At 38.3% G+C, this 25,370-nt stretch carries 26 protein-coding genes and 3 other annotated features; of the genes, 21 read left to right on the plus strand and 5 right to left on the minus strand.

What is annotated here, in order from left to right; genetic code table 11:
- Window positions 1-9: 9 nt before the first annotated feature.
- The 16 genes from polA (at window position 10) to dut (ending at window position 16,023) form a co-directional block, all read left to right on the plus strand.
- On the plus strand, window positions 10-2,646 hold the full coding sequence (gene polA / locus M3183_RS09475) for a DNA polymerase I (RefSeq protein WP_251468854.1): 2,637 nt from the start codon (window positions 10-12) through the stop codon (window positions 2,644-2,646).
- Between the two features lie 14 nt (window positions 2,647-2,660).
- Window positions 2,661-3,491 (plus strand): DNA-formamidopyrimidine glycosylase, encoded by an 831-nt coding sequence (mutM, locus tag M3183_RS09480; protein WP_251468856.1) that lies wholly within the window; start codon window positions 2,661-2,663, stop codon window positions 3,489-3,491.
- 191 nt (window positions 3,492-3,682) lie between these two features.
- Window positions 3,683-4,318: a sporulation membrane protein YtaF gene (gene ytaF, locus M3183_RS09485; RefSeq protein WP_251468858.1), complete on the plus strand. Its 636-nt coding sequence runs from the start codon at window positions 3,683-3,685 to the stop codon at window positions 4,316-4,318.
- Window positions 4,319-4,338: 20 nt separating this feature from the next.
- On the plus strand, window positions 4,339-4,944 hold the full coding sequence (gene coaE, locus M3183_RS09490; RefSeq protein WP_251468860.1) for a dephospho-CoA kinase: 606 nt from the start codon (window positions 4,339-4,341) through the stop codon (window positions 4,942-4,944).
- Window positions 4,945-5,128: 184 nt separating this feature from the next.
- Window positions 5,129-6,160, plus strand: coding sequence for a glyceraldehyde-3-phosphate dehydrogenase (locus M3183_RS09495; protein WP_251468862.1), 1,032 nt, complete (start codon window positions 5,129-5,131; stop codon window positions 6,158-6,160).
- Window positions 6,161-6,269: 109 nt separating this feature from the next.
- Window positions 6,270-6,659 carry a hypothetical protein gene (locus M3183_RS09500; RefSeq protein WP_251468864.1) on the plus strand — a complete coding sequence of 130 codons (390 nt, stop codon included), beginning with the start codon at window positions 6,270-6,272 and terminating at the stop codon, window positions 6,657-6,659.
- Window positions 6,660-6,890: 231 nt separating this feature from the next.
- Window positions 6,891-7,349, plus strand: a complete 459-nt coding sequence (gene nrdR, locus M3183_RS09505; RefSeq protein WP_251468867.1) for a transcriptional regulator NrdR — start codon at window positions 6,891-6,893, stop codon at window positions 7,347-7,349.
- An 82-nt stretch (window positions 7,350-7,431) separates the two neighbouring features.
- Window positions 7,432-8,832: a replication initiation and membrane attachment family protein gene (locus M3183_RS09510; protein ID WP_251468869.1), complete on the plus strand. Its 1,401-nt coding sequence runs from the start codon at window positions 7,432-7,434 to the stop codon at window positions 8,830-8,832.
- Between the two features lie 11 nt (window positions 8,833-8,843).
- On the plus strand, window positions 8,844-9,773 hold the full coding sequence (gene dnaI, locus M3183_RS09515) for a primosomal protein DnaI (protein WP_251468871.1): 930 nt from the start codon (window positions 8,844-8,846) through the stop codon (window positions 9,771-9,773).
- A gap of 311 nt (window positions 9,774-10,084) precedes the next feature.
- Window positions 10,085-10,969, plus strand: a complete 885-nt coding sequence (gene ytxC, locus M3183_RS09520) for a putative sporulation protein YtxC (protein WP_251468873.1) — start codon at window positions 10,085-10,087, stop codon at window positions 10,967-10,969.
- Between the two features lie 94 nt (window positions 10,970-11,063).
- Window positions 11,064-11,308: a binding site (T-box leader), on the plus strand.
- 66 nt (window positions 11,309-11,374) lie between these two features.
- Window positions 11,375-13,309 (plus strand): threonine--tRNA ligase, encoded by a 1,935-nt coding sequence (thrS, locus tag M3183_RS09525; protein ID WP_251468875.1) that lies wholly within the window; start codon window positions 11,375-11,377, stop codon window positions 13,307-13,309.
- A gap of 163 nt (window positions 13,310-13,472) precedes the next feature.
- Window positions 13,473-13,604: a sequence feature (ribosomal protein L20 leader region), on the plus strand.
- A 148-nt stretch (window positions 13,605-13,752) separates the two neighbouring features.
- A complete protein-coding gene (infC, locus tag M3183_RS09530) occupies window positions 13,753-14,256 on the plus strand; it encodes a translation initiation factor IF-3 (RefSeq protein WP_251469132.1) in 504 nt (167 codons plus the stop codon).
- A gap of 17 nt (window positions 14,257-14,273) precedes the next feature.
- Complete coding sequence (gene rpmI / locus M3183_RS09535) at window positions 14,274-14,474, plus strand: 50S ribosomal protein L35 (protein WP_251468876.1); 201 nt, start codon at window positions 14,274-14,276, stop codon at window positions 14,472-14,474.
- A 36-nt stretch (window positions 14,475-14,510) separates the two neighbouring features.
- Window positions 14,511-14,870, plus strand: a complete 360-nt coding sequence (gene rplT, locus M3183_RS09540) for a 50S ribosomal protein L20 (RefSeq protein ID WP_251468877.1) — start codon at window positions 14,511-14,513, stop codon at window positions 14,868-14,870.
- 185 nt (window positions 14,871-15,055) lie between these two features.
- Window positions 15,056-15,322, plus strand: a complete 267-nt coding sequence (locus tag M3183_RS09545) for a DUF1294 domain-containing protein (RefSeq protein ID WP_285879209.1) — start codon at window positions 15,056-15,058, stop codon at window positions 15,320-15,322.
- Between the two features lie 263 nt (window positions 15,323-15,585).
- Window positions 15,586-16,023 carry a dUTP diphosphatase gene (dut, locus tag M3183_RS09550; RefSeq protein ID WP_251468879.1) on the plus strand — a complete coding sequence of 146 codons (438 nt, stop codon included), beginning with the start codon at window positions 15,586-15,588 and terminating at the stop codon, window positions 16,021-16,023.
- Between the two features lie 144 nt (window positions 16,024-16,167).
- Here dut and M3183_RS09555 read toward each other — a convergent pair whose 3' ends face one another.
- Window positions 16,168-16,275, minus strand: a complete 108-nt coding sequence (locus M3183_RS09555; protein WP_251468880.1) for a Uma2 family endonuclease — start codon at window positions 16,273-16,275, stop codon at window positions 16,168-16,170.
- A gap of 34 nt (window positions 16,276-16,309) precedes the next feature.
- Window positions 16,310-16,468 carry a type II toxin-antitoxin system Phd/YefM family antitoxin gene (locus M3183_RS09560; protein WP_251468881.1) on the minus strand — a complete coding sequence of 53 codons (159 nt, stop codon included), beginning with the start codon at window positions 16,466-16,468 and terminating at the stop codon, window positions 16,310-16,312.
- 211 nt (window positions 16,469-16,679) lie between these two features.
- Between M3183_RS09560 and M3183_RS09565 the strand changes: the two genes are divergently transcribed.
- Entirely contained in the window at window positions 16,680-17,765 is a 1,086-nt protein-coding gene (locus M3183_RS09565; protein WP_251468882.1) for a M42 family metallopeptidase, read from the plus strand.
- A gap of 735 nt (window positions 17,766-18,500) precedes the next feature.
- Here the strand turns inward: M3183_RS09565 and sspI are convergent.
- Complete coding sequence (gene sspI / locus M3183_RS09570; protein ID WP_251469134.1) at window positions 18,501-18,710, minus strand: small acid-soluble spore protein SspI; 210 nt, start codon at window positions 18,708-18,710, stop codon at window positions 18,501-18,503.
- Window positions 18,711-18,826: 116 nt separating this feature from the next.
- Here sspI and M3183_RS09575 point away from each other — a divergent pair, with 116 nt between their 5' ends.
- The 3 genes from M3183_RS09575 to pheT all read left to right on the plus strand — a co-directional run bounded on the left by M3183_RS09575 (window position 18,827) and on the right by pheT (window position 23,501).
- Window positions 18,827-19,579: a TrmH family RNA methyltransferase gene (locus M3183_RS09575; protein ID WP_251468883.1), complete on the plus strand. Its 753-nt coding sequence runs from the start codon at window positions 18,827-18,829 to the stop codon at window positions 19,577-19,579.
- Between the two features lie 62 nt (window positions 19,580-19,641).
- Window positions 19,642-19,889: a binding site (T-box leader), on the plus strand.
- 123 nt (window positions 19,890-20,012) lie between these two features.
- A complete protein-coding gene (gene pheS, locus M3183_RS09580; protein ID WP_251468884.1) occupies window positions 20,013-21,050 on the plus strand; it encodes a phenylalanine--tRNA ligase subunit alpha in 1,038 nt (345 codons plus the stop codon).
- Window positions 21,051-21,086: 36 nt separating this feature from the next.
- Window positions 21,087-23,501, plus strand: coding sequence for a phenylalanine--tRNA ligase subunit beta (pheT, locus tag M3183_RS09585; RefSeq protein ID WP_251468885.1), 2,415 nt, complete (start codon window positions 21,087-21,089; stop codon window positions 23,499-23,501).
- Window positions 23,502-23,756: 255 nt separating this feature from the next.
- Here the strand turns inward: pheT and M3183_RS09590 are convergent, their stop codons facing one another.
- On the minus strand, window positions 23,757-24,044 hold the full coding sequence (locus M3183_RS09590; RefSeq protein ID WP_251468886.1) for a 4a-hydroxytetrahydrobiopterin dehydratase: 288 nt from the start codon (window positions 24,042-24,044) through the stop codon (window positions 23,757-23,759).
- A 9-nt stretch (window positions 24,045-24,053) separates the two neighbouring features.
- Window positions 24,054-25,019 carry a ribonuclease HIII gene (gene rnhC / locus M3183_RS09595; RefSeq protein ID WP_251468887.1) on the minus strand — a complete coding sequence of 322 codons (966 nt, stop codon included), beginning with the start codon at window positions 25,017-25,019 and terminating at the stop codon, window positions 24,054-24,056.
- 89 nt (window positions 25,020-25,108) lie between these two features.
- Here rnhC and zapA point away from each other — a divergent pair, with 89 nt between their 5' ends.
- A complete protein-coding gene (gene zapA, locus M3183_RS09600) occupies window positions 25,109-25,369 on the plus strand; it encodes a cell division protein ZapA (protein WP_251468888.1) in 261 nt (86 codons plus the stop codon).
- The last annotated feature ends 1 nt before the right edge of the window (window position 25,370 follow it).

The raw sequence follows: 25,370 nt of genomic DNA on the forward strand, positions 1-25,370 counted from the left end.
GTGAAATCAATGGAAAAGAAAAAACTAGTGCTGATAGATGGCAACAGCATTGCTTATCGGGCCTTTTTTGCTCTCCCCTTGCTAAACAATGAAAAGGGGATTCATACCAATGCCGTTTATGGCTTTACAATGATGTTAATGAAAATCCTGGAGGATGAAAAGCCAACCCATATACTTGTGGCATTTGATGCAGGGAAGACCACATTCCGTCATAAAACCTTTGAAGAATATAAGGGAGGCAGACAAAAGACACCGCCGGAATTATCCGAACAATTTCCATATATTCGTGAATTGCTTGATGCATATGGCATCTCGAGGTATGAACTTGAAAATTATGAAGCGGATGATATCATTGGTACTCTTTCATTAAAGGCTGAAACAGATGGATATGAAGTAAAAGTGATTTCTGGTGACAAAGACTTAACACAGCTGTCATCAAAGACAACAACTGTTGGAATTACAAGAAAAGGGATTACAGATATTGAGGAATATACGCCCGAACACATTAATGAAAAGTATGGTCTTACGCCTGAGCAAATTATTGATATGAAAGGATTAATGGGGGATACCTCAGATAATATACCAGGCGTTCCCGGTGTGGGTGAAAAAACAGCAATCAAATTGTTAAAAGAATTTTCTACAGTAGAAAAGTTAATTGATTCACTTGACCAGGTAAGCGGGAAAAAGCTAAAAGAAAAACTTTCTGAGTATACTAATCAGGCACTTATGAGCAAAGAACTGGCGACAATTGAACGCCATGCACCCGTTGAAGTAAACATTGCGGAAATTGGCTATGACGGTTTTGAAAGGGACAAAGTGATTAAAATATTTAAAGACCTTGGTTTTTCCTCGTTATTGGACAAGCTGGGTGAAACTGTTCAAGATATTAGCCCTGATCAATTTGAAGACATTGAATTCACTATTCCGGATGAAATTACCAATGATTTATTCACAGAAGACAGCTGTTTCTATGTCGAAATGCTCGATGATAATTACCATTATGCTGATATCATTGGTTTTTCTATCGTTAATGAGAAGGGAGCCTTCTATCTGCCGGTTGATCTTGCACTAAATTCTGAAGCTTTTAAAAGTTGGGCAGAGGATGAAGGAAGAAAAAAAACTGTATATGATGTAAAAAGGTCAGAGGTTTCTTTACGAAGATTCGATATCCATTTAAAAGGAACAGACTTTGATATTTTAATTGCTTCATACATAATCAACCCCTCCGATTCACAGGAAGATTTGGCTGCTATTGCTAAAAAATATGATATTCCGAATGTCCAATCAGATGAATCTTTTTATGGAAAAGGTGCAAAGCAAAAAGTTCCCGATACTCCATTACTAGCCGAGCATCTTGTAAGAAAAGCAACAGCCATGTCAAAGTTAAAGGGTAAGCTTGAAGATGAATTAAAACGAAACGAACAGTACGAATTATTTATTGATCTCGAGATGCCTTTAGCATTGATTCTAGCTGATATGGAATCTTGCGGGATTAAGGTAGAACGGAGCCGTCTTGAATCCATGGGAAGGGAGCTTGGGCAGCGGCTGAATGAAATAGAAGAAAAAATATGCGAATTAGCTGGAGAAAAATTTAATATTAATTCTCCAAAGCAATTGGGAATTATTTTGTTTGAAAAATTAAATCTCCCTTCATTGAAGAAAACGAAAACAGGTTACTCTACTTCCGCTGATGTATTAGAAAAATTAGCACCTCATCATGAAATAGTAGAAAATATTCTCCTCTATAGACAATTAAGTAAGCTGCAATCTACTTATATTGAGGGGCTGCTTAAAGTAATCAATCCAAAAAATGAAAAGGTTCATACACGCTTTCAGCAAACGTTAACTGCAACAGGGCGATTAAGTTCCGTTGACCCAAACCTTCAGAATATTCCTATTCGATTAGAGGAAGGCCGGAAAATTCGTCAGGCCTTTGTTCCGTCAGAAAAAGGCTGGGTGATATTCTCCGCCGATTATTCGCAGATTGAACTGCGCGTTCTTGCTCACATTGCCGGGGATAAAAAGCTGATTCAAGCATTTAAAGATGATATGGATATTCATACCAAAACAGCGATGGAGGTATTTCATGTTAACAGGGATGAGGTAACTTCCAATATGAGAAGGCAGGCTAAAGCTGTTAACTTTGGAATAGTTTATGGAATCAGCGACTATGGCCTTTCGCAGAACCTAGGGATATCGAGAAAAGAGGCAGGCCAATTTATTGAGCGCTATCTTAACAGCTACCCAGGTGTAAAAGAATATATGGACGATATTATTCATTCTGCAAAAGAAAAGGGCTATGTATCCACATTGCTGCAAAGAAGACGTTATATTCCAGAAATCACAAGCAGAAATTTCAATTTAAGAAGTTTTGCAGAACGGACTGCGATGAATACGCCTATCCAGGGCAGTGCCGCAGATATAATAAAAAAAGCAATGATCGATATGGATGAAGCATTAAAAGATAAAGGCCTTAATTCACGCTTGCTTCTGCAGGTACATGATGAATTAATCTTTGAGGTACCTGAGGACGAGGTCGAAATACTGAAGGAATTGGTTCCTTTAGTAATGGAAAATGCAATTGAATTAGATGTACCATTAAAAGTGGATTATGCTTATGGTCCAACATGGTTTGATGCAAAGTAAAGGGGTTATAGGCAATGCCAGAGTTACCAGAAGTTGAGACGGTACGAAAAACATTAAAAAATCTTGTACTTCATAAAACAATTGAGAATGTCACCGTCTTCTGGCCGAAAATCATCAAATATCCTTTAGAGATTGAACAATTTATCGATGCCCTAAAAGGTGAAACGATTGTTGATGTCGGAAGAAGAGGAAAATTTTTAATCATTTATACGAATCAATATGCCCTTATCTCCCATTTAAGAATGGAAGGGAGATATGGGCTTTATCCAAAGAACGAACCTTTTGATAAACATACACATGTTATCTTTTATTTTTCTGATGAGACCGAATTAAGGTATCGTGATGTACGTAAATTTGGAACCATGCATTTATACCTTAAGGGGGTTGAATTTAATCAGCCGCCTCTTTCCGGCCTTGGTCCGGAGCCATTTTCGGATGAATTTACTGTGAAATATCTGCAAACTAAGCTAAAGAAGACAAATCGAAAGATTAAGCCTGCATTGCTGGATCAAAAACTGCTTGTCGGTTTAGGAAATATTTATGTGGATGAAGCTCTTTTCCGTGCCGGTATCCATCCTGAAAGGCTGGCAAGTTCACTTAAACGAAAGGAAATTGCTTTGCTTCATGATGAAATTGTTGCGACCTTATCGGAAGCGGTTAAAATGGGCGGCAGTACAATCCGTTCTTATGTTAACTCCCAAGGTGAAATCGGCATGTTTCAGCTAGAACTTTATGTATACGGACGTAAAGGAGAAGAATGTAAAAAATGCGGACGCCCCCTAGTAAAAACAACGGTCGGGGGCAGAGGTACACATTACTGTCCTAACTGCCAAAGGATTCGATGAATTTAGAAAAGCGTAAGTGTTTCCTAAGTAAACAGCTTGTTCCGAAGTCCCTTGAACTGGACAATTCTCAAGGTGAAAATATTTTAATTTCTGATATGACCATATAAAAGAAGTGGATGAATTAAAACACACCGGATAGGCTCCTGCCATATACTATCGTAGTGATTTTGGAGGAAGGGGTCCTAGACAACATGAGTCAATTCATCTCACTTCTCATTTTAGCCTTTGCTCTAAGTCTTGACAGCTTTAGTGTTGGTTTTACCTATGGCTTAAGAAAAATGGTTATGCCGCTAAAATCCGTTATGATTATTGCGACATGCTCGGCTCTTTCTTTATTAATAGCCGTATCAATTGGACATGGGCTTGAAAAGATGCTTTCGGAAAAAGTAACAGCCAGCCTTGGAGGCATTATTCTCATAGGATTAGGAGCATGGGTGTTATATCAATTTTTTCGTCCGGAAAAGGAAAAGGAGATTCTAAACCAGGAAAAAACAATTGTGAACTTTGAAATTCGTTCCCTGGGTTTGGCTGTTAACATATTAAAGAAGCCGATGTCTGCGGATTTCGACCAATCCGGAACGATAACTGGAATTGAGGCTCTAATGCTGGGGTTAGCCCTATCCTTGGATTCTTTCGGTGCCGGGATTGGAGCTGCGATGTTAGGCTACTCACCAATTTATTTAGCGGTTTCGGTTGCTGTTATGAGCTCCTTATTTGTCCTCTTTGGCATCAGAAGCGGACGCTTTTTACATCGGTTTGGATGGGTGCAGAGACTGACATTCCTGCCGGGAATTTTATTAATTATTATTGGAATATGGAAAATTTAAAAGGTAGAAAGGGAAATAGTATGACATTAATCGTCGGTTTAACAGGCGGAATAGCCAGTGGAAAAAGTACAGTTTCTAATATGTTGAAGGAAATGAATATAACGGTCATTGATGCAGATGTTGAATCACGCCTTGCTGTTCAAAAGGGCGAGCCGGCATATTATAAAATTATTGAAGAATTCGGAAGCGACATTTTATTGGAGAATGAAGAAATCGACAGACCCAAGCTTGGGTCAATCATTTTCCATCAAGAGGACAAAAGAAAGCTGCTGAATCAAATTGTTCATCCTGACGTAAGAAGTAGAATGAATAACAAGATTGAACAAGCAAAGCAGAACAGGGAAGATGTCATTATACTGGATATCCCATTATTATTTGAAAGCAAACTTACCTATATGGCAGATAAAACCATCCTTGTTTATGTAAATGAGGAAATACAATTAAAACGCTTAATGGAAAGAAACAGCCTATCCGTAAGTGATGCCAAAGCAAGGATGCAATCCCAAATGCCTTTATCCGAAAAGGTAAGTCTTGCCGATGCTGTTATCGATAATAATGGATCAGTGGATAAGACCAAGAATCAGCTTATGAAGATACTGGCTGATTGGGGAATTCATAAAGAATAAGTACAAAACTTCAAGGAAGGAGCCTAAAATGGTTCCTTTTTTTTTTATAGTAAGCAAGGAAAATAACATGAAAAAATTATTAAAAAATAAACTTTTTATTCATCACAATTAATTCTAAATGTGTTATACTAATAACAACTTATAAAGATAAAAAGTATAACACTAATACGGAAGGGGCCGTACAATGAAGGCGAGAGTTGCGATTAATGGTTTTGGAAGAATTGGAAGGATGGTTTTTAGACAAGCAATCCTTAATCATAAATTAGAGGTAGTTGCAGTTAATGCAAGCTATCCAGCAGAGACATTAGCGCATTTAATTAAGTATGATTCAAATCATGGGGCATTTCAAGGGGAAGTAATTCCGTTAGATGATGAATTACTTGTTAATGGAAAAAGAGTTAAACTTTTAAATAATCGTAATCCGGAGCAGCTTCCTTGGAAGGAATTGGACATTGATATTGTTATAGAAGCTACTGGGAAATTTAATGCACGGGAAAAAGCTGCACTGCATTTAGAAGCTGGGGCTAAAAAGGTTATTCTAACTGCACCTGGTAAAAATGAAGATGTCACAATTGTTATGGGTGTAAATGAAGAAGTACTTAATTTAGAAAAGCATGATGTCATCTCCAATGCATCTTGCACAACAAACTGCCTTGCACCAGTTGCAAAAGTGCTTGATGAGAAGTTTGGAATTGAAAGCGGTCTTATGACGACTGTTCATGCCTATACAAATGACCAAAAGAATATTGATAATCCACATAAGGATTTACGAAGAGCAAGAGGATGTGGACAATCTATCATCCCGACAACAACAGGTGCAGCAAAAGCATTAGCACTGGTACTTCCGCAATTGAAAGGGAAATTGCATGGGATGGCGCTTCGCGTGCCAACACCAAACGTTTCACTTGTAGATTTAGTGGTTGATTTAAATACAGATGTTACGATTGATGATGTGAATAATGCGTTTATTGAAGCTGCAGATGGCCCATTAAAAGGTATTTTAGATTTTACGATGGAGCCTCTTGTATCCATTGATTTTAATACAAATAATCACTCTGCTACAATTGATGGATTGTCTACAATGGTCATGCGCACGAGAAAAGTGAAGGTGCTTGCTTGGTATGATAATGAATGGGGCTACTCTGCACGTGTGGTAGATTTATGTCTTTACGTAGCAGCAGAGATGGCTAAAATGTCCCGTGTTACAGCAGGCTGACAGCCGCTTAATAAATAATACGAAAGGAGGTGTACTTGTTTACATCTCCTTTTATATTTTTAAGACCAATGATTTATACTAAGACAAATGATATTCAGGAGGCTTATATATGGCTTTATTGGTCGGTTTATTTACCCGTTATAAAAAAGAAATAAAGACATCTGATTCTCAAAGCGACTCAAGCTTAAAAACACATTACTATAAAGCTGATTTTGAACAAGTGTTTGATTCGGTTGAAAAAATATTTACAGATGATGCAGATTGCCAAATTACCACTATTTCAAAAGTGCGTGGAGAAATTTCTGTTGAAATTAATAAACCATTCTCCTGTTCTCTTACCGCGATAATCGTTTCGGTAGAACCAATGGAAACTGCTGTTAATTTTTCTATATCCTCGGAGAAGTTTTCGATATTAGGAACATTTCCCGAATTAAAAAAACGCCTCAATTCTTATTTTAATAAGATAAACCAAATACATACGAATATTGGGATAAAGTAATTTTTAAAGCAAAGTTTCCGCTTTGTTGGTACGTGAAACACTTACTATCCGGTTGAACAGGGATAAAAAGAAATTAAATAAACACTTCTACTTGTCCAAACGCTGACTTTTTTATAAGATAAGATTAAGAAAACTATCGGATTTTGTCAGGGATTACCCCATTTTTGGGCAGTAAACCTTTACTGACTGAAGTTCACTTTAGCGTAGTTAAGAGTTGGAGTTGATTAAACAATGAAATGCCCTTCATGTCAGCACTATGGTACACGTGTACTGGATTCTCGACCGGTTGATGAAGGACGAGCAACGAGAAGGAGACGGGAATGCGAAGAATGCGGCTACCGATTTACTACTTTTGAGAAGATAGAAGAGATTCCCCTCATAGTGGTAAAGAAGGAAGGCACAAGGGAAGAGTTCAGCCGTGATAAAATATTAAGAGGTTTAATTAAGGCCTGTGAAAAACGGCCGGTTGCCCTGAAGGAATTGGAAGATATTACGCATGGGGTTGAAAAGGAGCTTCGCAGTCAAGGGATTTCTGAAATAAAAAGTGAAGATATTGGCGAAATGGTCATGGATCGGCTCGCCCATGTTGATGAAGTGGCATATGTTCGTTTTGCTTCTGTTTATCGCCAATTTAAAGATATCAATGTTTTTATTGAAGAATTGAAAGAACTAATAAAAAAAGAGAAATAATAGGGGGCTAAAGCGGGCTTTGGCTCTTTTTTTATACTAATGATTCTACTAAAAAAGAATACGGATATGAAGGTGAAATTTTATGGTGCAGCATTGGCAGGAAATTCTTCCGATTGATCGTTATATTGTATCGGCAAATGGGCTGCTCCATGATTATGACCGCAAAATACTGACGTTTTTATACCAGCCCTTAATTGGATCAACTTGTTTCAGCTTATATATGACACTTTGGGCTGAGCTTGAGGAGAATAGACTTTGGGGAGAATCTTCTACCCACCATTTATTGATGAATCTGTTAGGAATGAATTTAAAGCAAATTTATGAAGCAAGGTTAAAGCTGGAAGGTATTGGTTTGTTAAAAACGTATGTGAATGTGGAGGATGGAGAACGGTCTTTTATTTATGAACTATTTCCACCGCTTACTCCTGAGCAGTTTTTTTTAGATGGTATGTTAAATATTTATCTCTATCGAAAAATAGGAAAAAATCATTTTGCCCGTTTAAAACGCTTTTTTACTGATCAGCAGATTCCGACAGAAAAGGAATTCACTGAAATTACGAAGGCCTTTCAGGACGTATTTTCTTCGGAAACCCCAGGAAGCCTCCATTATCTTCAAGACGTGTCCGCTGATTTAGCCCCTGAGGAAAATGAGCGGTTCGTAGGGAGGCATGAGGCTAAAGAAATCCAAATCGATACTCAATCCTTTGATTTCAACTTATTGGCAGCGGGTTTGAATGAAACTCTTGTGCCCCAAAAAGCATTAACACCAAAGGTAAAAGAGGTTATCAGTAATCTTGCTTTTCTTTATGGTATTGACCCGATTCAAATGAAGAATATCGTTTTAAGTGCAGTTAATGAATCAAGTGAAATAGATATTGAGGAATTACGAAAAGGTGCGAGAGATTGGTATCAATTTGTCAATTATGATCAGCTGCCAAACTTGGTTGAACGTACGCAGCCTTTAATACATCAAGTACAGGTTTCAGAGCCAAAAACCAAAGAAGAGAAATTAATTCGATATTTGGAAACTACTTCGCCATTACAGTTTTTAAAAGATGTTTCCGGAGGGGCTGAGCCTTCAAAATCGGATATTCAAATCATAGAAGATGTGATGTTTAAACAGAAACTTTTGCCAGGTGTAATTAATGTTTTACTCCATTTTGTGATGCTTCGAAATGAAATGAAGCTGACAAAAGGATATGTTGAAAAGATTGCCAGCCACTGGGCAAGGCTGCAAATTAAAACGGTGAAAGATGCAATGGAAATGGCAAAGAAAGAATATCGAACCTATCTTAGCTGGGCCGAGAACAAAAAGTCCGGTGGTAAAGGAACAAAACAAAAGCCGACAAGGACTGAACTTTTGCCGGATTGGTTTGATGAACCTCAAGCTAATCAGCAGAAAAAACAGGAAAAGCCAGCCAGCCCTGACCTGGAGGCTAAGAAACGTGAAATAGAAGAAATGCTTAAAGCATTTGATGATTAGGCGGTGATTATATGGAGAATATAAATCAGACATTGAAACGGTTAGCTTCAAATGAAAATTTTCAAAAACGGTATGAAAAAATGCGTCAAGAAATTCTTACAAATCCCGACGTTCAAGCTTTTATAAAAGAAAATCAAGATAAAGTTCATTCAGAAATGATTGAGAAAAGCTTGAATAAATTATATGAATATATTAACCAAAGCAAGGAATGCAGTAAATGTGAAAATCTTGAGTGCTGTATCAATATGATGAAGGGGTATCACCCTGAATTGGTTTTAACAAGAAACTCTATTGATATCCGTTATGACCGCTGTCCGCGAAAAGTCATGGATGATGAAAAAAGAAAGAATGAAAAGCTAATTAAAAGTCTATATGTTCCGAAGGATATCCTTGCTGCTACATTTGAAGATTTTGAGCAGGATGCTGACCGGATTGATGCAGTTCAAAAAGCTGCTGCCTTCTTATTACATTATGAACAAGGGCAACGGGCAAAGGGTTTGTATTTTTATGGGAAATTCGGTGTCGGAAAATCCTATTTATTAGGAGCGATAGCTAATAAGTTAGCTAAAAAACAAGTTTCATCAATGATTGTGTATGTTCCAGAATTATTTAGAGAATTGAAAAGTTCTATTGCTGATTCAACATTAAATGATAAAATTGAGGCGTTAAAGAAGGAACCTGTTTTAATGCTGGATGATATTGGAGCAGAGGCAGTTTCAAGCTGGACCAGGGATGAGTTATTAGGACCTATCCTGCAGTTTCGAATGCTTGAAAATCTTCCGACCTTTTTTACCTCCAATTTTGATTTGCAGGGATTGGAGCACCACTTAGCCCATAGCCAGCGGGGCGAAGAGGAGAAGTTAAAGGCACGCAGATTGATGGAGAGGATTCGTGCCATAAGTGATCCAGTCTTGGTTGATGGACCTAACCGCCGAGGATAAATTGTGAATAGACAAATGATAAGGATTGCCGGAGATTTTGGCAGTCCTTTTTTTTGCTTTTGTTCAGCCCCAGAAGCTATACTTCTCTCTTTTCCCTGCGATAGTCATATCATTGATGTAACGCTCATTCCTTTAACTCAGTCGAAGCGCCCATAAGGAGGGCTTCAACAGCATTAGCTTTGCACGAAGGAAATGTGTCAGCATTCCGAGTCCATATGCTGCTAAACGGGCGCTTTCGCTTTTCTAGTCTAAATTGGTCAAGTTCCCCATATATATTAAAAACAGAGATTTTGTGTGAAGGGGGGATTTGGTTGGTAGAAATCATCTTCCAAAATAGGCTGGATGCCATTAGGTTTTATAACCATCTAAAGAAATGGTTAAATCGTGATCCTGACTATGAAAAAAATATTCTTCTTATTGAAGATCGACATATAGTAAAAATAGAAAATGACTATTTTAGCATTAATCACATACTAGAAAAAGTTAAACATGCTTTTTATGAATTCATTACAAATATAAAACGAGATGATTGGCTGCAGGATATATTAAAGAATAAATATTATTTTGAGGATGTTGAAGAACAGCAGCAAATTCTTGACATTCTTTATTCAGTGCTTGATGGCCAAAGAGAGGATCTGGCTGTTTTTTTAAAAGAAACCAATCTGGAACCGATGATCAATGAAGCAATTAGTCATGTCATTCATGAAAATGTTTCATTTTCGTTTGATTCCTTTTTGAAATTCCGTCTGCGGTCTTATTTGCAGCTGCTTGAAAACTATGTCGAGATTTCAATTGATGAATATAAAATGGAGCAGGAGTATCAAATGTTTGTCCACATGCTGCGGGAATTCTTGACTGGCCGTGAGCCGAAAATGAACCTGCTGCATCTTTTGCTTGATGATGACATTGTTTTTTATGATGAAAAATATGTTGAAATCAAAAGAAGTGAATTAGCAAAGATGATTGACCGTAAGCTTTTGGTGAATCATCCTGTTTATATTGATTCTGCTTCGATTGCTCCACTCTTGTCATTGGCACCGACAAAGATTTTTCTCTACACAAAAAATGCCGATGCACCATTGGTAAGAACAATTAAAAATATTTTTGAAGAAAGAGTGATTATAAAATCATATCAGGCACTAAGAAAGCTAAAAGGCGAAGAATTTGGTGACAGTGCAATCGAAGGGAAGGCATAAAAGGAAAATGTCGAAATAACTTGTTTTATCAGGCTGGTGGACTTGATTTTTTATAATGGAGTGTTTATAATAACGTACATAGAAAAAATCATGACCAAAAGTAATGATAAGGACAACAGTATTTTTTTACGGTTTATAGAGAGGGAGGCCGCGGCTGAAAGTCTCCTAACACGAAAGAGATACTTACCGCCTTTAAACTTCAGCAGTGAACGTTTTATGCATGCAAGTAATTGCTGACGGCAGCAGCCGTTACCTGACCTAAAGTCATTTTTTGCTGCTTAACATTGCAGAATGAAAAATTTGGGTGGAACCACGTGTTAATAATAACTCGTCCCTTTTCTAGGGGCGGGTTTTTTTATTTTTTAAAGCGTTTATTATAACGCTAATTGAAAGGGAGGAATAAAAATGTCAGACGTTGTAAAAATTACGTTTCCAGATGGAGCAGTAAAGGAGTTTCCTAAAGGAATAACAACGGAAGATATTGCTGCGTCCATTAGCCCAGGCCTTAAGAAAAAGGCGATTGCAGGCAAATGGAATGGAAAAATGTATGATCTTCGCCGTCCAATTATAGAAGACGGAGCAATAGAAATTGTTACACCTGACAAACCTGAAGCTCTTGAAGTGCTGCGTCACAGCACAGCCCATTTAATGGCACAGGCGGTGAAAAGACTATTTCCAAATACGAAATTTGGAGTAGGACCAGTCATTGAAGGCGGATTCTATTATGATATGGATTTGGAAGAGTCATTAACACCAGAAGATCTTCCAAAAATCGAAAAGGAAATGGCAAAAATCGTGAACGAAAACCTTGAGGTTGTCCGCAAGGAAGTAAGCCGTGCCGAAGCCATCCAGCTTTTCAAAGAAGTGGGTGATGAGTACAAACTGGAATTGATTGAAGCTATACCTGAAGATGAACAAGTAACCATTTATGAACAGGGAGAATTCTTTGACCTTTGCCGCGGTGTGCATGTGCCGTCAACAGGAAAGATTAAGGTATTTAAACTTTTAAGCATAGCAGGCGCTTATTGGCGCGGCAACAGCGATAATAAAATGCTGCAGCGTGTTTATGGTACTGCCTTCTTTAAAAAGGAAGATTTAGAAGAGCATCTTCGTTTGCTAGAAGAGGCAAAAGAGCGTGACCACCGTAAACTCGGAAAAGAGCTTGACCTTTTTACGACTTCTCAAAAGGTTGGACAGGGGCTTCCGCTTTGGCTTCCAAAGGGTGCGACAATCCGCCGTATTGTGGAGCGCTATATTGTCGATAAGGAAATCAGCTTAGGTTATGACCATGTGTATACACCAATAATGGCAAATGTTGAGCTTTATAAGACTTCCGGACATTGGGATCATTACCATGAAGATATGTTCCCGGTAATGGATATGGACAATGAGCAATTGGTTTTGCGCCCAATGAACTGTCCGCATCACATGATGGTCTATAAAAATGCTATTCACAGCTACCGTGAACTTCCAATCCGCATCGCTGAGCTTGGTACGATGCACCGCTATGAAATGTCTGGTGCTCTCTCAGGATTGCAGCGTGTCCGCGGTATGACTTTGAACGATGCTCATATTTTTGTTCGTCCTGATCAAATTAAGGAGGAATTCCAGCGGGTTGTTCAGCTGATTTTGGAAGTATACAAGGATTTTGATATCAAAGATTATTCGTTCCGTCTATCCTACAGGGATCCTCAGGATAAAGAAAAATACTTTGATGATGATGCAATGTGGGAAAAAGCTCAAAGCATGTTGAAGGAAGCAATGGATGATCTGGGTCTTGAGTATTTCGAAGCTGAAGGCGAAGCTGCTTTCTATGGTCCTAAACTTGATGTTCAGGTCAGAACAGCATTAGGAAAAGATGAAACACTTTCCACAATCCAGCTTGACTTCTTGCTGCCTGAACGTTTTGATTTAACATATGTCGGGGAAGATGGAAAACAGCATCGTCCAGTTGTTATCCACCGCGGGGTTGTTTCTACGATGGAGCGTTTTGTCGCTTACCTGATTGAAGAATACAAAGGCGCTTTCCCTACTTGGCTGGCACCAGTTCAAGTCCAAGTGATTCCAGTATCACCAGATGTTCATTATGATTATGCAAGATCGGTTCAGGAGCAATTGAAAGCTGCAGGCTTCCGTGTTGAACTGGATGGCCGTGATGAAAAAATCGGCTATAAAATTCGTGAAGCTCAAATGCAAAAAATTCCGTATATGCTCGTTGTTGGTGATAAGGAAGTGGAAGAAAAAGCTGTCAACGTACGTAAATATGGTGAACAAAAGTCAGAAACTCGCAGCTTTGCAGACTTCTTAGCAGCACTGAAGTCGGAAGTGAAAAAAGGTTGATTTAGTAAAAGGGAGGTTTTTCCTCCCTTTAAATAATAAAAATTATATTGAATAATTTTTGATTTCTTGTTAAAATAATTTTTGTTGTCGTATAAAAAGTTCATTTGACAATTTGTCTTTGCATATGATATAGTAACAAAGGTAAAATTGAATACGAATTTTTTGGGAAAAGAAGAAGCACCCGCTTCTCACCTGATTGACGCTGATTAAGCAGTTGCCAGGTTTTACGTGAATTTGTTATTTATTAACTATGTTCATAAAGTGTGGGTGTGTACATCCACACTTTTTTATTTTGTGACTTATCGAAAAGAAGCAAAAAACATATTCAGCCTGCTCTATCAATATAGTGTCAATAGTCAGGTTTGAGTGAGCCTGTCTGATATTCTTAACCCGAATTTGTATTCGTGATTAAACCTTGGAGGTGGCTAATTATTAGCAAAGACATGTTGGTAAATGAGGGTATTCGCGCTCGTGAAGTTCGCCTGATTGATCAAAACGGAGAACAATTAGGAATTAAATCTAAAAACGAAGCGTTGGAGATTGCCGGACGAGTGAATCTTGATTTAGTGCTTGTTGCACCAAACGCAAAGCCGCCGGTAGCCCGGATTATGGACTATGGTAAATTTAAATTCGAGCAGCAAAAGAAAGATAAAGAAGCTCGTAAAAATCAAAAGATTATTACCACGAAAGAAGTGCGTCTAAGTCCAACAATTGATGAGCATGACTTTAATACAAAGCTTCGCAATGCAATTAAATTTTTGGAAAAAGGCGATAAGGTAAAAGCCTCTATCCGTTTCAAAGGCCGGGCAATTACCCATAAAGAAATTGGTCAAAAGGTTTTAGACCGTTTTGCCGCAGAGTGCAAGGAAGTAGCTGCAATTGAATCACATCCGAAAATGGAAGGCCGCAGCATGTTCCTAGTTCTTGCACCGAAAATCGAAAAGTAATAAGGAGGATATCCCAAATGCCAAAAATGAAAACACACCGCGGCGCTGCAAAGCGTTTCAAAAAGACTGGATCTGGTAAATTAAAACGTGACCACGCATATACCAGCCACTTATTTGCTAACAAATCTACAAAAGCTAAACGTAAATTACGTAAATCAGCTGTAGTATCATCTGGTGACTACAAGCGTATTCGTTCATTATTATCTAATATGAAGTAAGTAGAAAGTCTCGATTTATCTTAGGAGGGAAAATTAATGCCACGTGTAAAAGGCGGTACAGTTACTCGCAGACGTCGTAAAAAAGTTCTTAAATTAGCTAAAGGTTATTTCGGTTCAAAACATACATTATACAAAGTTGCTAACCAACAGGTTATGAAATCATTAAACTACGCTTATCGTGACCGTCGTCAGAAAAAGCGCGATTTCCGCAAACTTTGGATTACTCGTATTAATGCAGCAGCTCGTATGAACGGTCTTTCTTACAGCCGTTTAATGCACGGATTAAAGCTTGCTGGTATCGAAGTAAACCGTAAAATGCTTGCTGATTTAGCAATTAGCGATGCAAATGCATTTAATCAATTAGCAGAAACTGCTAAAGCACAATTAAATAAATAAGCGGAAGCTGCTTGATCCGGGACATCAAGCAAAGGGCATGAGGGCTGCATTTCAGCCTTCTTGACGGATTGGCTTATAACCTCGAATCTATAGGCGCTGAAGCTGGAATAATAAATCATTTTATGTATAAATGCCATTCTCTTATTGAGGATGGCTTTTTCATTAGGGAGGGTGACTTCCGGGAAATGGATGGACAGATAATCGTAACAGCAATTATCATCATCATGAATATTATAGGTTTTTGGATTATGGGGGCGGACAAGAGACGGGCAAAGATGCATAAATTTCGCATCCGTGAAAGAACCTTATGGCTTGTGGCGCTGTTTGGCGGAGCTGTTGGGACTACAGCAGGAATGCAATTTTTCCGGCATAAGACAAAGCATTTTAGTTTTAAAATAGGCTTTCCAATCCTTGCGGTGATAGAAATAATTCTTTTCTTAAAGCTCTATTAAAGACGGATGTTAAGTTTAAATGAAAATACTTCAAATCAAATTATTAAATAATTAATTGGCAACTGATTGACAACTTAATTGATATCTAAGGTCGCCAATAGCCCAAATTTGCGGCTGATTGACATCATTATGGAGGACTAAGGCAGTCAATAAAACCATGAGGTTGATGAATTGTTTACATAAGGAGCCTTCATGTGATTTTTATGATCACATATCAATAATGAAAATTATCAAGTTTTAAAAATAGAAGGAGTGTTTAAACCATGGATTTTAACTTAAAGGTTAAATTGATACATAAGGATGCTATTTTGCCGTTCCAAGCTAATCCAGGAGATGCGGGATTAGATTTATTCGCTATCGAAGAGAAGGTAATAAAACCTGGGGAAGCGGAATTGATTCATACGGGGATTATTTTAGAGCTGCCCAAAGGAACAGAGGCTCAAGTTAGACCAAGAAGCGGCTTAGCATTAAAACATTCTGTAACAGTACTTAATAGTCCTGGTACGATTGATGAGGGATACAGGGGGGAAGTACAAGTTATATTAATCAATCATGGAAAGAAAGACTTTAAAGTAGAAAAACAAATGAGAATTGCCCAAATGGTGATTGCTCCAATTGCAAGAATAAATATCACTCAAGTTGAAGAGTTAACTGATTCAGAAAGAGGTATTGGAGGCTTTGGATCTTCGGGTATCAAATAGAAGGTTTTACAAGCAGAAGCAAGTATCCAGTAATGGAATACTTGCTTCATCAACAAAAAGAACTATAAAATTTTACAAGTTAAAAATGCGGTTAATTTCTGCATAAGTCCATCAAAAATGAATGATTGTGCAGCTTCGTTCTTTTTATTTATATGTAGTATTATTGCTAATATTATTGTCCTCAAAAAGGTAGACAGTTACTTCTTTGTTGTCTGGATTAACAATCCAGTACTCGTTAACCCCGCTAGACATATAAAGATCCAGCTTTTGAATAAGGTCTTTTCTTCTAATTATCTAGTTGGTCATTATTCTCTACTGATGTTTCTTTAATTGCCGTTAGTTTAGCAATTTCTGTACCGTTTCGTGTAATGATAATATCCTCTTGTGCAACAAGCATTAAGTACTTTCCAAAATTATTTTGCAATTCAGTGGATTTAATAATCAATTTCTAATACCTCCAATAGTAGATAAAATAGCTAAATTAACTAATTTAATTATGTTATTATTTTTATTTTAGGAATTAGAAAAGACATATTTTACAAAAAATGAAGTAAATTATCAAAGACAACTAAATAACACTTAGCAAAAAAATTGTAAAATGATTATTTTCTTCGCTATAATTGAAGCAATACATATTGAACCAGGGGGGCTTATGATTGGCACAGTTCGATGAAACATTAACCATGCTGAAGGAATTAACCGATGCCAGGGGAATTCCCGGCAATGAGCGTGAAGTTCGTGAAGTGATGAAAAGATACATAGAGCCATTTGCAGATGAAATCACAACGGACGGACTTGGCAGTTTGATTGCCAAAAAAGCAGGAAAAGCAGACGGTCCCAAAATCTTAGTGGCAGGTCATTTAGATGAAGTCGGTTTTATGGTGACGAAAATTGATGATAAAGGTTTTCTTCGCTTTCAAACAGTCGGCGGCTGGTGGGGCCAGGTAATGCTTGCTCAGCGGGTTACGATTGTCACTAGAAAAGGGGACGTTACGGGGATCATTGGGTCTAAACCTCCTCATATCTTATCAGCCGAGGCACGAAAGAAACCAATTGAAATAAAAGACATGTTCATTGATATTGGTGCATCGAGCCGTGAGGAAGCAGAAGGATGGGGCGTGTGTCCTGGAGATATGGTTGTGCCTTATTTTGAGTTTACAGTCATGAATAATGAAAAGATGTTGCTCGCAAAAGCATGGGATAACCGTATTGGCTGCGCTATTGCCATCGATGTTTTAAAGCAATTGAAAGATGTTGAGCATCCTAATGTTGTTTATGGTGTTGGCAATGTTCAGGAAGAAGTTGGACTACGCGGCGCTAAAACCGCTACATATAAAATCGAACCAGATATCGGTTTTGCAGTAGATGTAGGGATAGCTGGAGATACTCCTGGAATTTCTGAAAAAGAGGCCATGAGCAAAATGGGCAAAGGTCCGCAAATCGTTGTTTATGACGCGTCAATGGTAAGCCACAAAGGTTTACGCGATTTTGTGACCGATGTTGCGGACGAATTGAATATCCCGTATCAGTTCGAATCACTTCCTGGAGGCGGCACAGATGCTGGTTCCATTCATTTGGTTCATAATGGTGTACCTGCTCTGGCCATTACGATTGCAACCCGTTATATCCATTCACATGCAGCCATGCTTCACCGGGACGATTTCGAAAATGCCGTTAAGCTGATTGTCGAAGTAATTAAACGTCTGGATCGGGAAACGGTTAATAAGATTACGTTTGAATAAAAAATGTAAGTCCTCGGTATTAGTATAAGTAGTTCCGTTTCGGTGGAGAAACATACCAAATAGTATGTTAATTAGCAGACCAAATCGCATATGATTTGGTCTCTTATTTTCCTCTTATATATCAACAATTATGAGATATTACCACGTTAATTAGAGAGCAAAATCGCAGCCTAAAAAAACATATTGACAATAATTATTGTCAACGTGCTAATTACTATGTGAATTCGTAAGCAATTTGCTATGTTGTTTTTTTACTTAAGCAGGTAACCAGAGATAATTAAAATAAGCGGAGATTTTTCGGTTAGACTGCTTAATAGAGCTTGGTTCGGGGGATATAAGCGGAGGTTTTCCGATTAAGCAAAGCAAAATGACCCATTTTTACGTTTTTCGAGTAAATAGTCGGAATCCTTCCGTCTATTTAAACTATTTTCAGTGCTATTTCCTATTTAAGAGAAATTTCTCCGCTTATCTATCAAACTCGCCTTGGTGTCTAATGAACTTGTACAACTTCTCCTTTAATTAAAGAAAAACATATTAAAGACAAAAGCTTGGGAAATCCCAAGCTTTTTTGTTGCTAGTTATATTGTTATTTACTTGTTATTCATGCTGCGAAATCTTATGTTATTCATGCTGCGAATTTTGATTTTCTCCACATTATCGGAACTACTTAGTATTAGTACCGGGGACTTTTTTAAATAAAAGCTGCCGACCATTTGATCGACAGCAGCATCATGATTAATGCTTTAACCCGCTTTCAAGCGTGTCCAGCATCTCTTTTTTCTCATTTTCAGAAGCGTTTTGCCAAATTACTTCAAATAAGACGCCTAAGCCAGGAAGCATTTTTTCCTCTCCGCTTTGAATCGCATCAACAATTGTATCTTCTAGTTGATCTTGTGTGTTACCGGAAACATTGTGAATAATGGCATTTCGTAAATTTAAATTCATCATTACACACTCCTTTAAAAACAATCTTTTCTCTTATATGATTTACTGCTTTTGGTGTTATTATGTATTTTAGTTATAATATTAAAAACAAAGGTATAATTAAAGGGGATAAGGCATTGAAATACATACAATCATTACAAAATTCACAAGTAAAGCAATGGAAAAAGCTGTTAACCAAAAAAGAACGCGACCGTTCTGGTACTTTTATAGTCGAAGGCTTTCATTTAGTTGAGGAAGCACTCAAAGAAGGAAAGGTCTTAGAAGTAATGGTTTCTGAACAAATAGAACTGCCTCCAAGGCTCGATATAGGGGCAGCAGACGTTACGACAATTACAGAAGAAATTTCTAACGCACTTTCAGATACAGAAACAACTCAGGGTATTTTTGCTGTTTGCCGGCAGGAGAGAACAAAAGAAGGGGTTTCAGCAGGAAAAACCTTTTTACTGATTGATGCTGTTCAAGATCCGGGAAATCTTGGGACAATGATACGCACTGCTGATGCGGCCGGGATTGATATGGTTATTGTCGGCCGCGGCAGTGTGGATGTGTACAATTCAAAAGTATTAAGATCTGCACAGGGCAGCCATTTCCATTTACCCATTTTAAGAGGCGATTTAGGAAATTGGATAAACCAATTAAAAAATGAAAATATCCCTGTCTATGGAACAGCACTTGAAAATGCATCAACATATACTGATATTCAACCACTAGAATCCTTTGCTCTATTGGTTGGAAATGAAGGAGGCGGTGTAAATCAAGAACTGCTTTCAACCACATCAGCTAACCTTTATATTCCCATTTACGGTAAGAGTGAATCATTGAATGTTGCTGTTGCTGCAGGAATTTTGTTATATTATTTGAAAAAATAGGCGAAACTTTGTTTGAAAGGTTCGAAAAATTATTATATAATAGTGAACAATGTTAATGAAATGAAAAGACGATGACGGAGAAAAGTATCATACTTGTTTAACCAATTAGGGAGAGAGTGCCGTGACTGAAAGTATTCTTATGGAAACAGTATGAGAAGTTCACCTCCAGAGTTGGCATCGGGACCACGAAAGTTAAAGTTTTTCGTGTAAAGATGTATCGGCTAAAAGGCCGTTATCCTAATGAAGTGAACACTAGTGTATACATATGTGTTTATAAGGGTGGTACCGCGACTATAACCTCGTCCCTTTTTGGGATGGGGTTTTTTTGTTTTTTACATTGTCCAGCTGCAGCGCATAGGGGCTCGAGATCACCCCTGACCAAGGCGCTTCCGCATTTCGCGGTGCCCGACATTAAATATAAGGAGGAAAAGAAATGCAAGAGCGTTTAAAGGAATTGCAGGCAGAAGCGATTCAAAAAGTGGAACAGTCTGCAAACTTAAAAGAGTTAAATGACATCCGTGTTTCTTACTTAGGTAAAAAAGGTCCAATTACTGAAGTATTAAGAGGAATGGGAAAGCTTTCTGCAGAGGAACGCCCATTGATGGGAGCACTTGCCAATGAAGTGCGGGCAGCGATTACAGCCAAAATTGAAGAAAAACAAGCTGAGCTGGAGGAAGCAGCAGTCCAAGCAAAATTAGCATCAGAAAGTATTGATGTTACACTGCCAGGCCGTCCAGTTAAAGTAGGAAACCATCATCCGCTGACTAAAATCATCGAAGAAATTGAAGATTTATTTATCGGAATGGGTTATGAAATAGCGGAAGGTCCAGAAGTGGAGCAGGACTATTACAATTTTGAGGCACTTAACCTGCCAAAAGGACATCCAGCCCGCGATATGCAGGATTCTTTTTATATCACAGACGAAATACTATTGCGCACCCATACATCACCAGTTCAGGCAAGAACAATGGAGAAACATCAAGGAAAAGGTCCTATTAAAATTATTTGTCCTGGTAAAGTATACCGCCGTGATAATGACGACGCGACACACTCTCATCAATTTATGCAAATTGAAGGTTTAGTGGTTGGTGAAAATATCCGTATGAGCGACTTGAAAGGAACTTTGGAAGTATTTGCGAAAAAGTTGTTTGGTGAAGACCGTGAAATCAGACTGCGCCCAAGCTTTTTCCCATTTACAGAGCCATCTGTCGAAATGGATATTTCTTGTAAGATGTGCGGCGGCCATGGCTGTAATGTCTGCAAACATACCGGCTGGATTGAAATTCTTGGTGCTGGCATGGTTCATCCAAATGTACTTGAAATGGCTGGGTATGATTCCAAAAAGTACAGCGGATTTGCCTTTGGAATGGGTCCGGAGCGGATTGCCATGTTGAAATATGGTATTGATGATATCCGTCATTTCTATACCAATGATGTACGGTTTTTAAAACAGTTCGCGATTGAAGAATAATGAGATATTTAAGCTGGAAAATAGGAGGTTGACGAGATGCTCGTTTCATATAAATGGCTTCAGGACTATGTAGACTTAACTGGAGTGTCAGCTGGTGAACTTGCGGAAAGAATCACCAAAAGCGGAATAGAAGTAGAAGGTGTAGAGGTTTTAAATGAAAAAATTAAAGGTGTTGTGGTTGGTCATGTACTAGAACGCGAACAGCACCCAAATGCCGATAAATTGAACAAATGTTTAGTTGATATCGGTGCTGGCGATCCCGTACAAATAATTTGCGGAGCACCGAATGTGGACAAAGGACAAAAAGTGGTAGTCGCTACAGTAGGAGCAAGACTTCCAGGCGGTGTGAAAATTAAAAGGGCTAAGCTTCGTGGTGAAGAATCTAACGGGATGATTTGTTCACTGCAAGAGCTTGGCATGGAAGGCAAAATTGTTCCAAAAGAGTTTGAGAAGGGGATCTATGTTTTACCTGAAGATGCAGAGGTCGGTTCAGATGCCATTGCCTTATTAAATAGAGACGATCAAGTTCTCGAGCTTGGACTGACACCAAACAGAGCAGATTGTTTAAGCATGCTTGGTGTTGCCTATGAAACAGCCGCCATTTTAGGAAGAGATGTAGAACTTCCGGAAACAAATCTTGAACCAGTCTCTGAAAAAGCTTCTGATTATGTAAAGATTGTTGTAGAAGCAAAAGAAGATAACCCATTATATTCAGCAAAAATCATTAAAAATGTAAAAATCGGCCCGTCACCATTATGGATGCAGACTCGTTTAATGAATTCTGGGATTCGTCCCCACAACAATGTAGTGGATATTACAAACTATATTCTGCTTGAATATGGACAGCCGCTGCATGCGTTTGACTACGACCGTCTGGGATCAAAGGAAATCCTTGTCCGCCGTGCAAACGATGGGGAGAAATTCACTACTTTGGATGATGTTGAGCGGACATTAACATCTGACCATCTTGTTATTACTAACGGAAAAGAACCTGTTGCATTGGCAGGAGTTATGGGTGGAGCTAATTCCGAAGTTACATCTGATACAACAACTGTTTTATTGGAATCTGCCTATTTTAATGGTCTTACCATTCGAAAAGCTTCAAAAGATCATGGCCTTCGCAGTGAAGCGAGTTCCCGTTATGAAAAAGGTGTGGATCCAAACCGTGTAAGACCTGCAGGTGAAAGAGCAGCATATTTAATGGCCAAATATGCTGGGGGTGAAGTACTTGATGGAACAGTGGAAGTGGATACTTTGACTGTGGAACCAGCGGTGGTTTCTATTACCCTTGAAAAAATTAACCGAGTACTTGGTACAAATCTTGAAATGAACCAGGTCAAAGAAATTTTTGACCGCCTTCAATTTGAATCTTCAGTTGATGGGGATACAATTACCGTAACTGCACCAACCCGCCGCGGTGATATTAAGATTGAAGAGGATTTAATCGAAGAAGTGGCTCGTCTATACGGATATGATAATATTCCTAAAACATTACCAATTGGGTCTGCAACACCAGGAAAACTAACAGCATATCAACAGAAACGCCGTGTTGTCCGCCAATATCTTGAGGGAGCCGGACTTTATCAGGCAGTAACCTATTCATTAACCAGTGAGGAAAAAGCTGCTCAGTATGCTCTTGAAAACCGTCATACGATTCGTTTAGCAATGCCAATGAGCGAAGACCGCAGTATTCTTCGTTTAAGTCTTACACCACATCTTTTGGAGGTTGTAAAATACAATAGCGCCCGTCAAAATGACAGCCTGGCTGTTTATGAAACAGGCAATGTATTTTTAGCAAACGGTACTGAAGCCCTTCCAGAGGAAAGAGAGCATTTGGCTGGAGCTATTACCGGCCTTTGGACAAATCATTCTTGGCAGGGTGAAAAGAAACCAGTTGATTTCTTTGTATTAAAAGGAATTTTAGAAGGCCTGTTTGCGAAGCTTGGTCTGACAGACAGAGTTGACTATGTCAAAGCGCAAGTGGAGGGACTTCATCCCGGACGCACTGCGGAAATCCAGCTGAATGGTACTGCAATAGGTTTTATCGGGCAGGTTCACCCTAGTGTTCAAAAGGAAATGGATTTAAAAGATACGTATGTATTTGAGCTCTTATTAAAAGCTGTATTAGAAGAGGATACGGATGACTTACAATATGCAGCCATCCCGCGTTTCCCATCTATTTCAAGAGATATTGCTCTTGCTGCTAATAAAGAAACGATATCAAGCACTTTGAAAGATATTATTCTTGAAGCAGGAGCCCCGCTTCTAAAAGAAGCATACGTATTTGATTTATATGAAGGCGAGAAAATGGAAGAAGGCAAGAAATCTATTGCTTTCTCACTAAAATATGCTGACCCTGAACGCACGCTGACAGATGAGGAAGTAACGAAAGTGCATGAAAAAGTGCTCGAAGCTTTGAAAGAAAAAGCTGGAGCAGTTTTACGGGGATAATCACAAAAAGCCAGCTGAGAATGCTGGCTTTTTTGTTTGAAATTTGGATTCGCGGCTAACTTTTCAGATTCGCGGATAAGTAGTTCAGATTCGCGGAAAAGGAATCGAAATTCGCGGATAAAAAAATTAAAAAGTAAATCCGCTTTTTAGAGTAAAAGCTGCCGTATAAAAGATAATCTTTTCATGAAAATTGTTCGAAAAGCTAAAAAAAGACCGCTCCCTATCTGAAAATTTAAGGGACAGTCTTTCCAAAAACTAATAGTTTTCAAAGATTTCATCATATTTTTTTGCCAAACTCATATCTAAATCTGTTAATCCTCCTGCATGCCAAGAGGTAAGTTTCAATGTGATTAACTTATAATCAATTGAGATAAAGGGGTGGTGGTTCTGATCCTCCGACAGCCGGGCGATATCATTTACAAAAGAAACACCTTTTAAAAATTCCTTAAAGCGATACTTTTTCACAATGAATTTTCCGTCCAGCTTCCAGCCGTTTAAACTGGATAGAGATTCGCTCATTTCAGTTTCTGTTAACCGTCGCATAAAACCCTCCTATTTCCTTTTTTTCTGAGCTATAGCCATTGCTTTATCTGTATTAGCAAAGTGTAATTTTACAAATGAGCCCAGGCTTTCCCTGCCTTTGTTCAAAATCAGTTTTGCAGCCGCTGCATCCACTTGTGAACCAGCTCCTTTTGGAATGGAAAAACCAGCCGCTTCACTAAGTTTATCGATATATTGAATAAAGGCATAGCGGGCAAGGATACTGGCAGCTGCAACAGATAAATGAATTCCTTCGGCTTTGGTGCTGAAATAAACATTCTCACGGGCAATTTCCTTTTGACCTTTTATATGCTGAAAATAAGTAGTAGATTGGACAAATTGGTCAATTAAAATAGCATCCGGTTTTTCCGGGGCAATTTTCTTTAATACGTTTAAAATAGCTTGATTATGAAGCAGTGCCTTCATTTTTCCTTGTGACATGCCTGCCCGTTGTACCTGATTATATTTTTCATTTTTTAAGGTCATGAGGCTGAAAGGAACGACATCTTTTATCACCTTAGCAATTTCAATGATTTTTTCATCATTTAAATCTTTAGAATCCCTGACTCCTAATTCCTTTAATAAAGGAAATTGCTCTTTTTTTACATAAGCTGCGACGACTGTGATTGGTCCAAAGAAATCACCCGTGCCGACTTCATCAGAGCCAATAACAGACAGTTGTCCAATACCTGCGGGGACATCGCCTTTGGCAGCTGACGTTGATTTAGAAGAAGATTTTAAGGCTCCTGATTTTGCTGGCGTTACTCTCAAAGCCGAATCTTTCCATCTTTCAGCTTCCTTTTCACAGGTATTCCCTTGGAACAGTACTTTACCTGATTGATAGGCTGTGATGGTACAGCCGGAGATTTTCGCAGAAAAAACACTCCCTGGCGGATTTTTTCCCAGAAGCTGTTTTTCGTAAAAATTTTTCATTTCGTTAATCGTATTTTTTCCACAATTTAAGACGACTTGTCCCATAATTAAACACCACATTTCTTTTGGCTTTTCCTAATTTAGAGGTTCATGGTATGATTATGTGTAGGATTCTTCGATTGGAGGCATTGACGTTGTCGAATATACAAAAAAATAGAATATCCGTTGATATTTTCGGAACTCAATACGTCATTTTAGGAACAGAAAGTAAAGACCACATCCGCCATGTCGCATCATTAGTTGACAATAAAATGCGTGAAATCAGTTCCAAGAATCCTGGATTAGACGTTAGTAAACTTGCTGTTTTAACAGCGATTAATGCAGTTAATGATTATCTTATCATGAAAGATGAATTGAAACGACTGCAAAAAGAACAACAAAAAGAAAAGGAATAAT

Source organism: Neobacillus mesonae, assembly GCF_023715155.1.
Lineage (GTDB): Bacteria > Bacillota > Bacilli > Bacillales > Cytobacillaceae > Neobacillus > Neobacillus mesonae_A.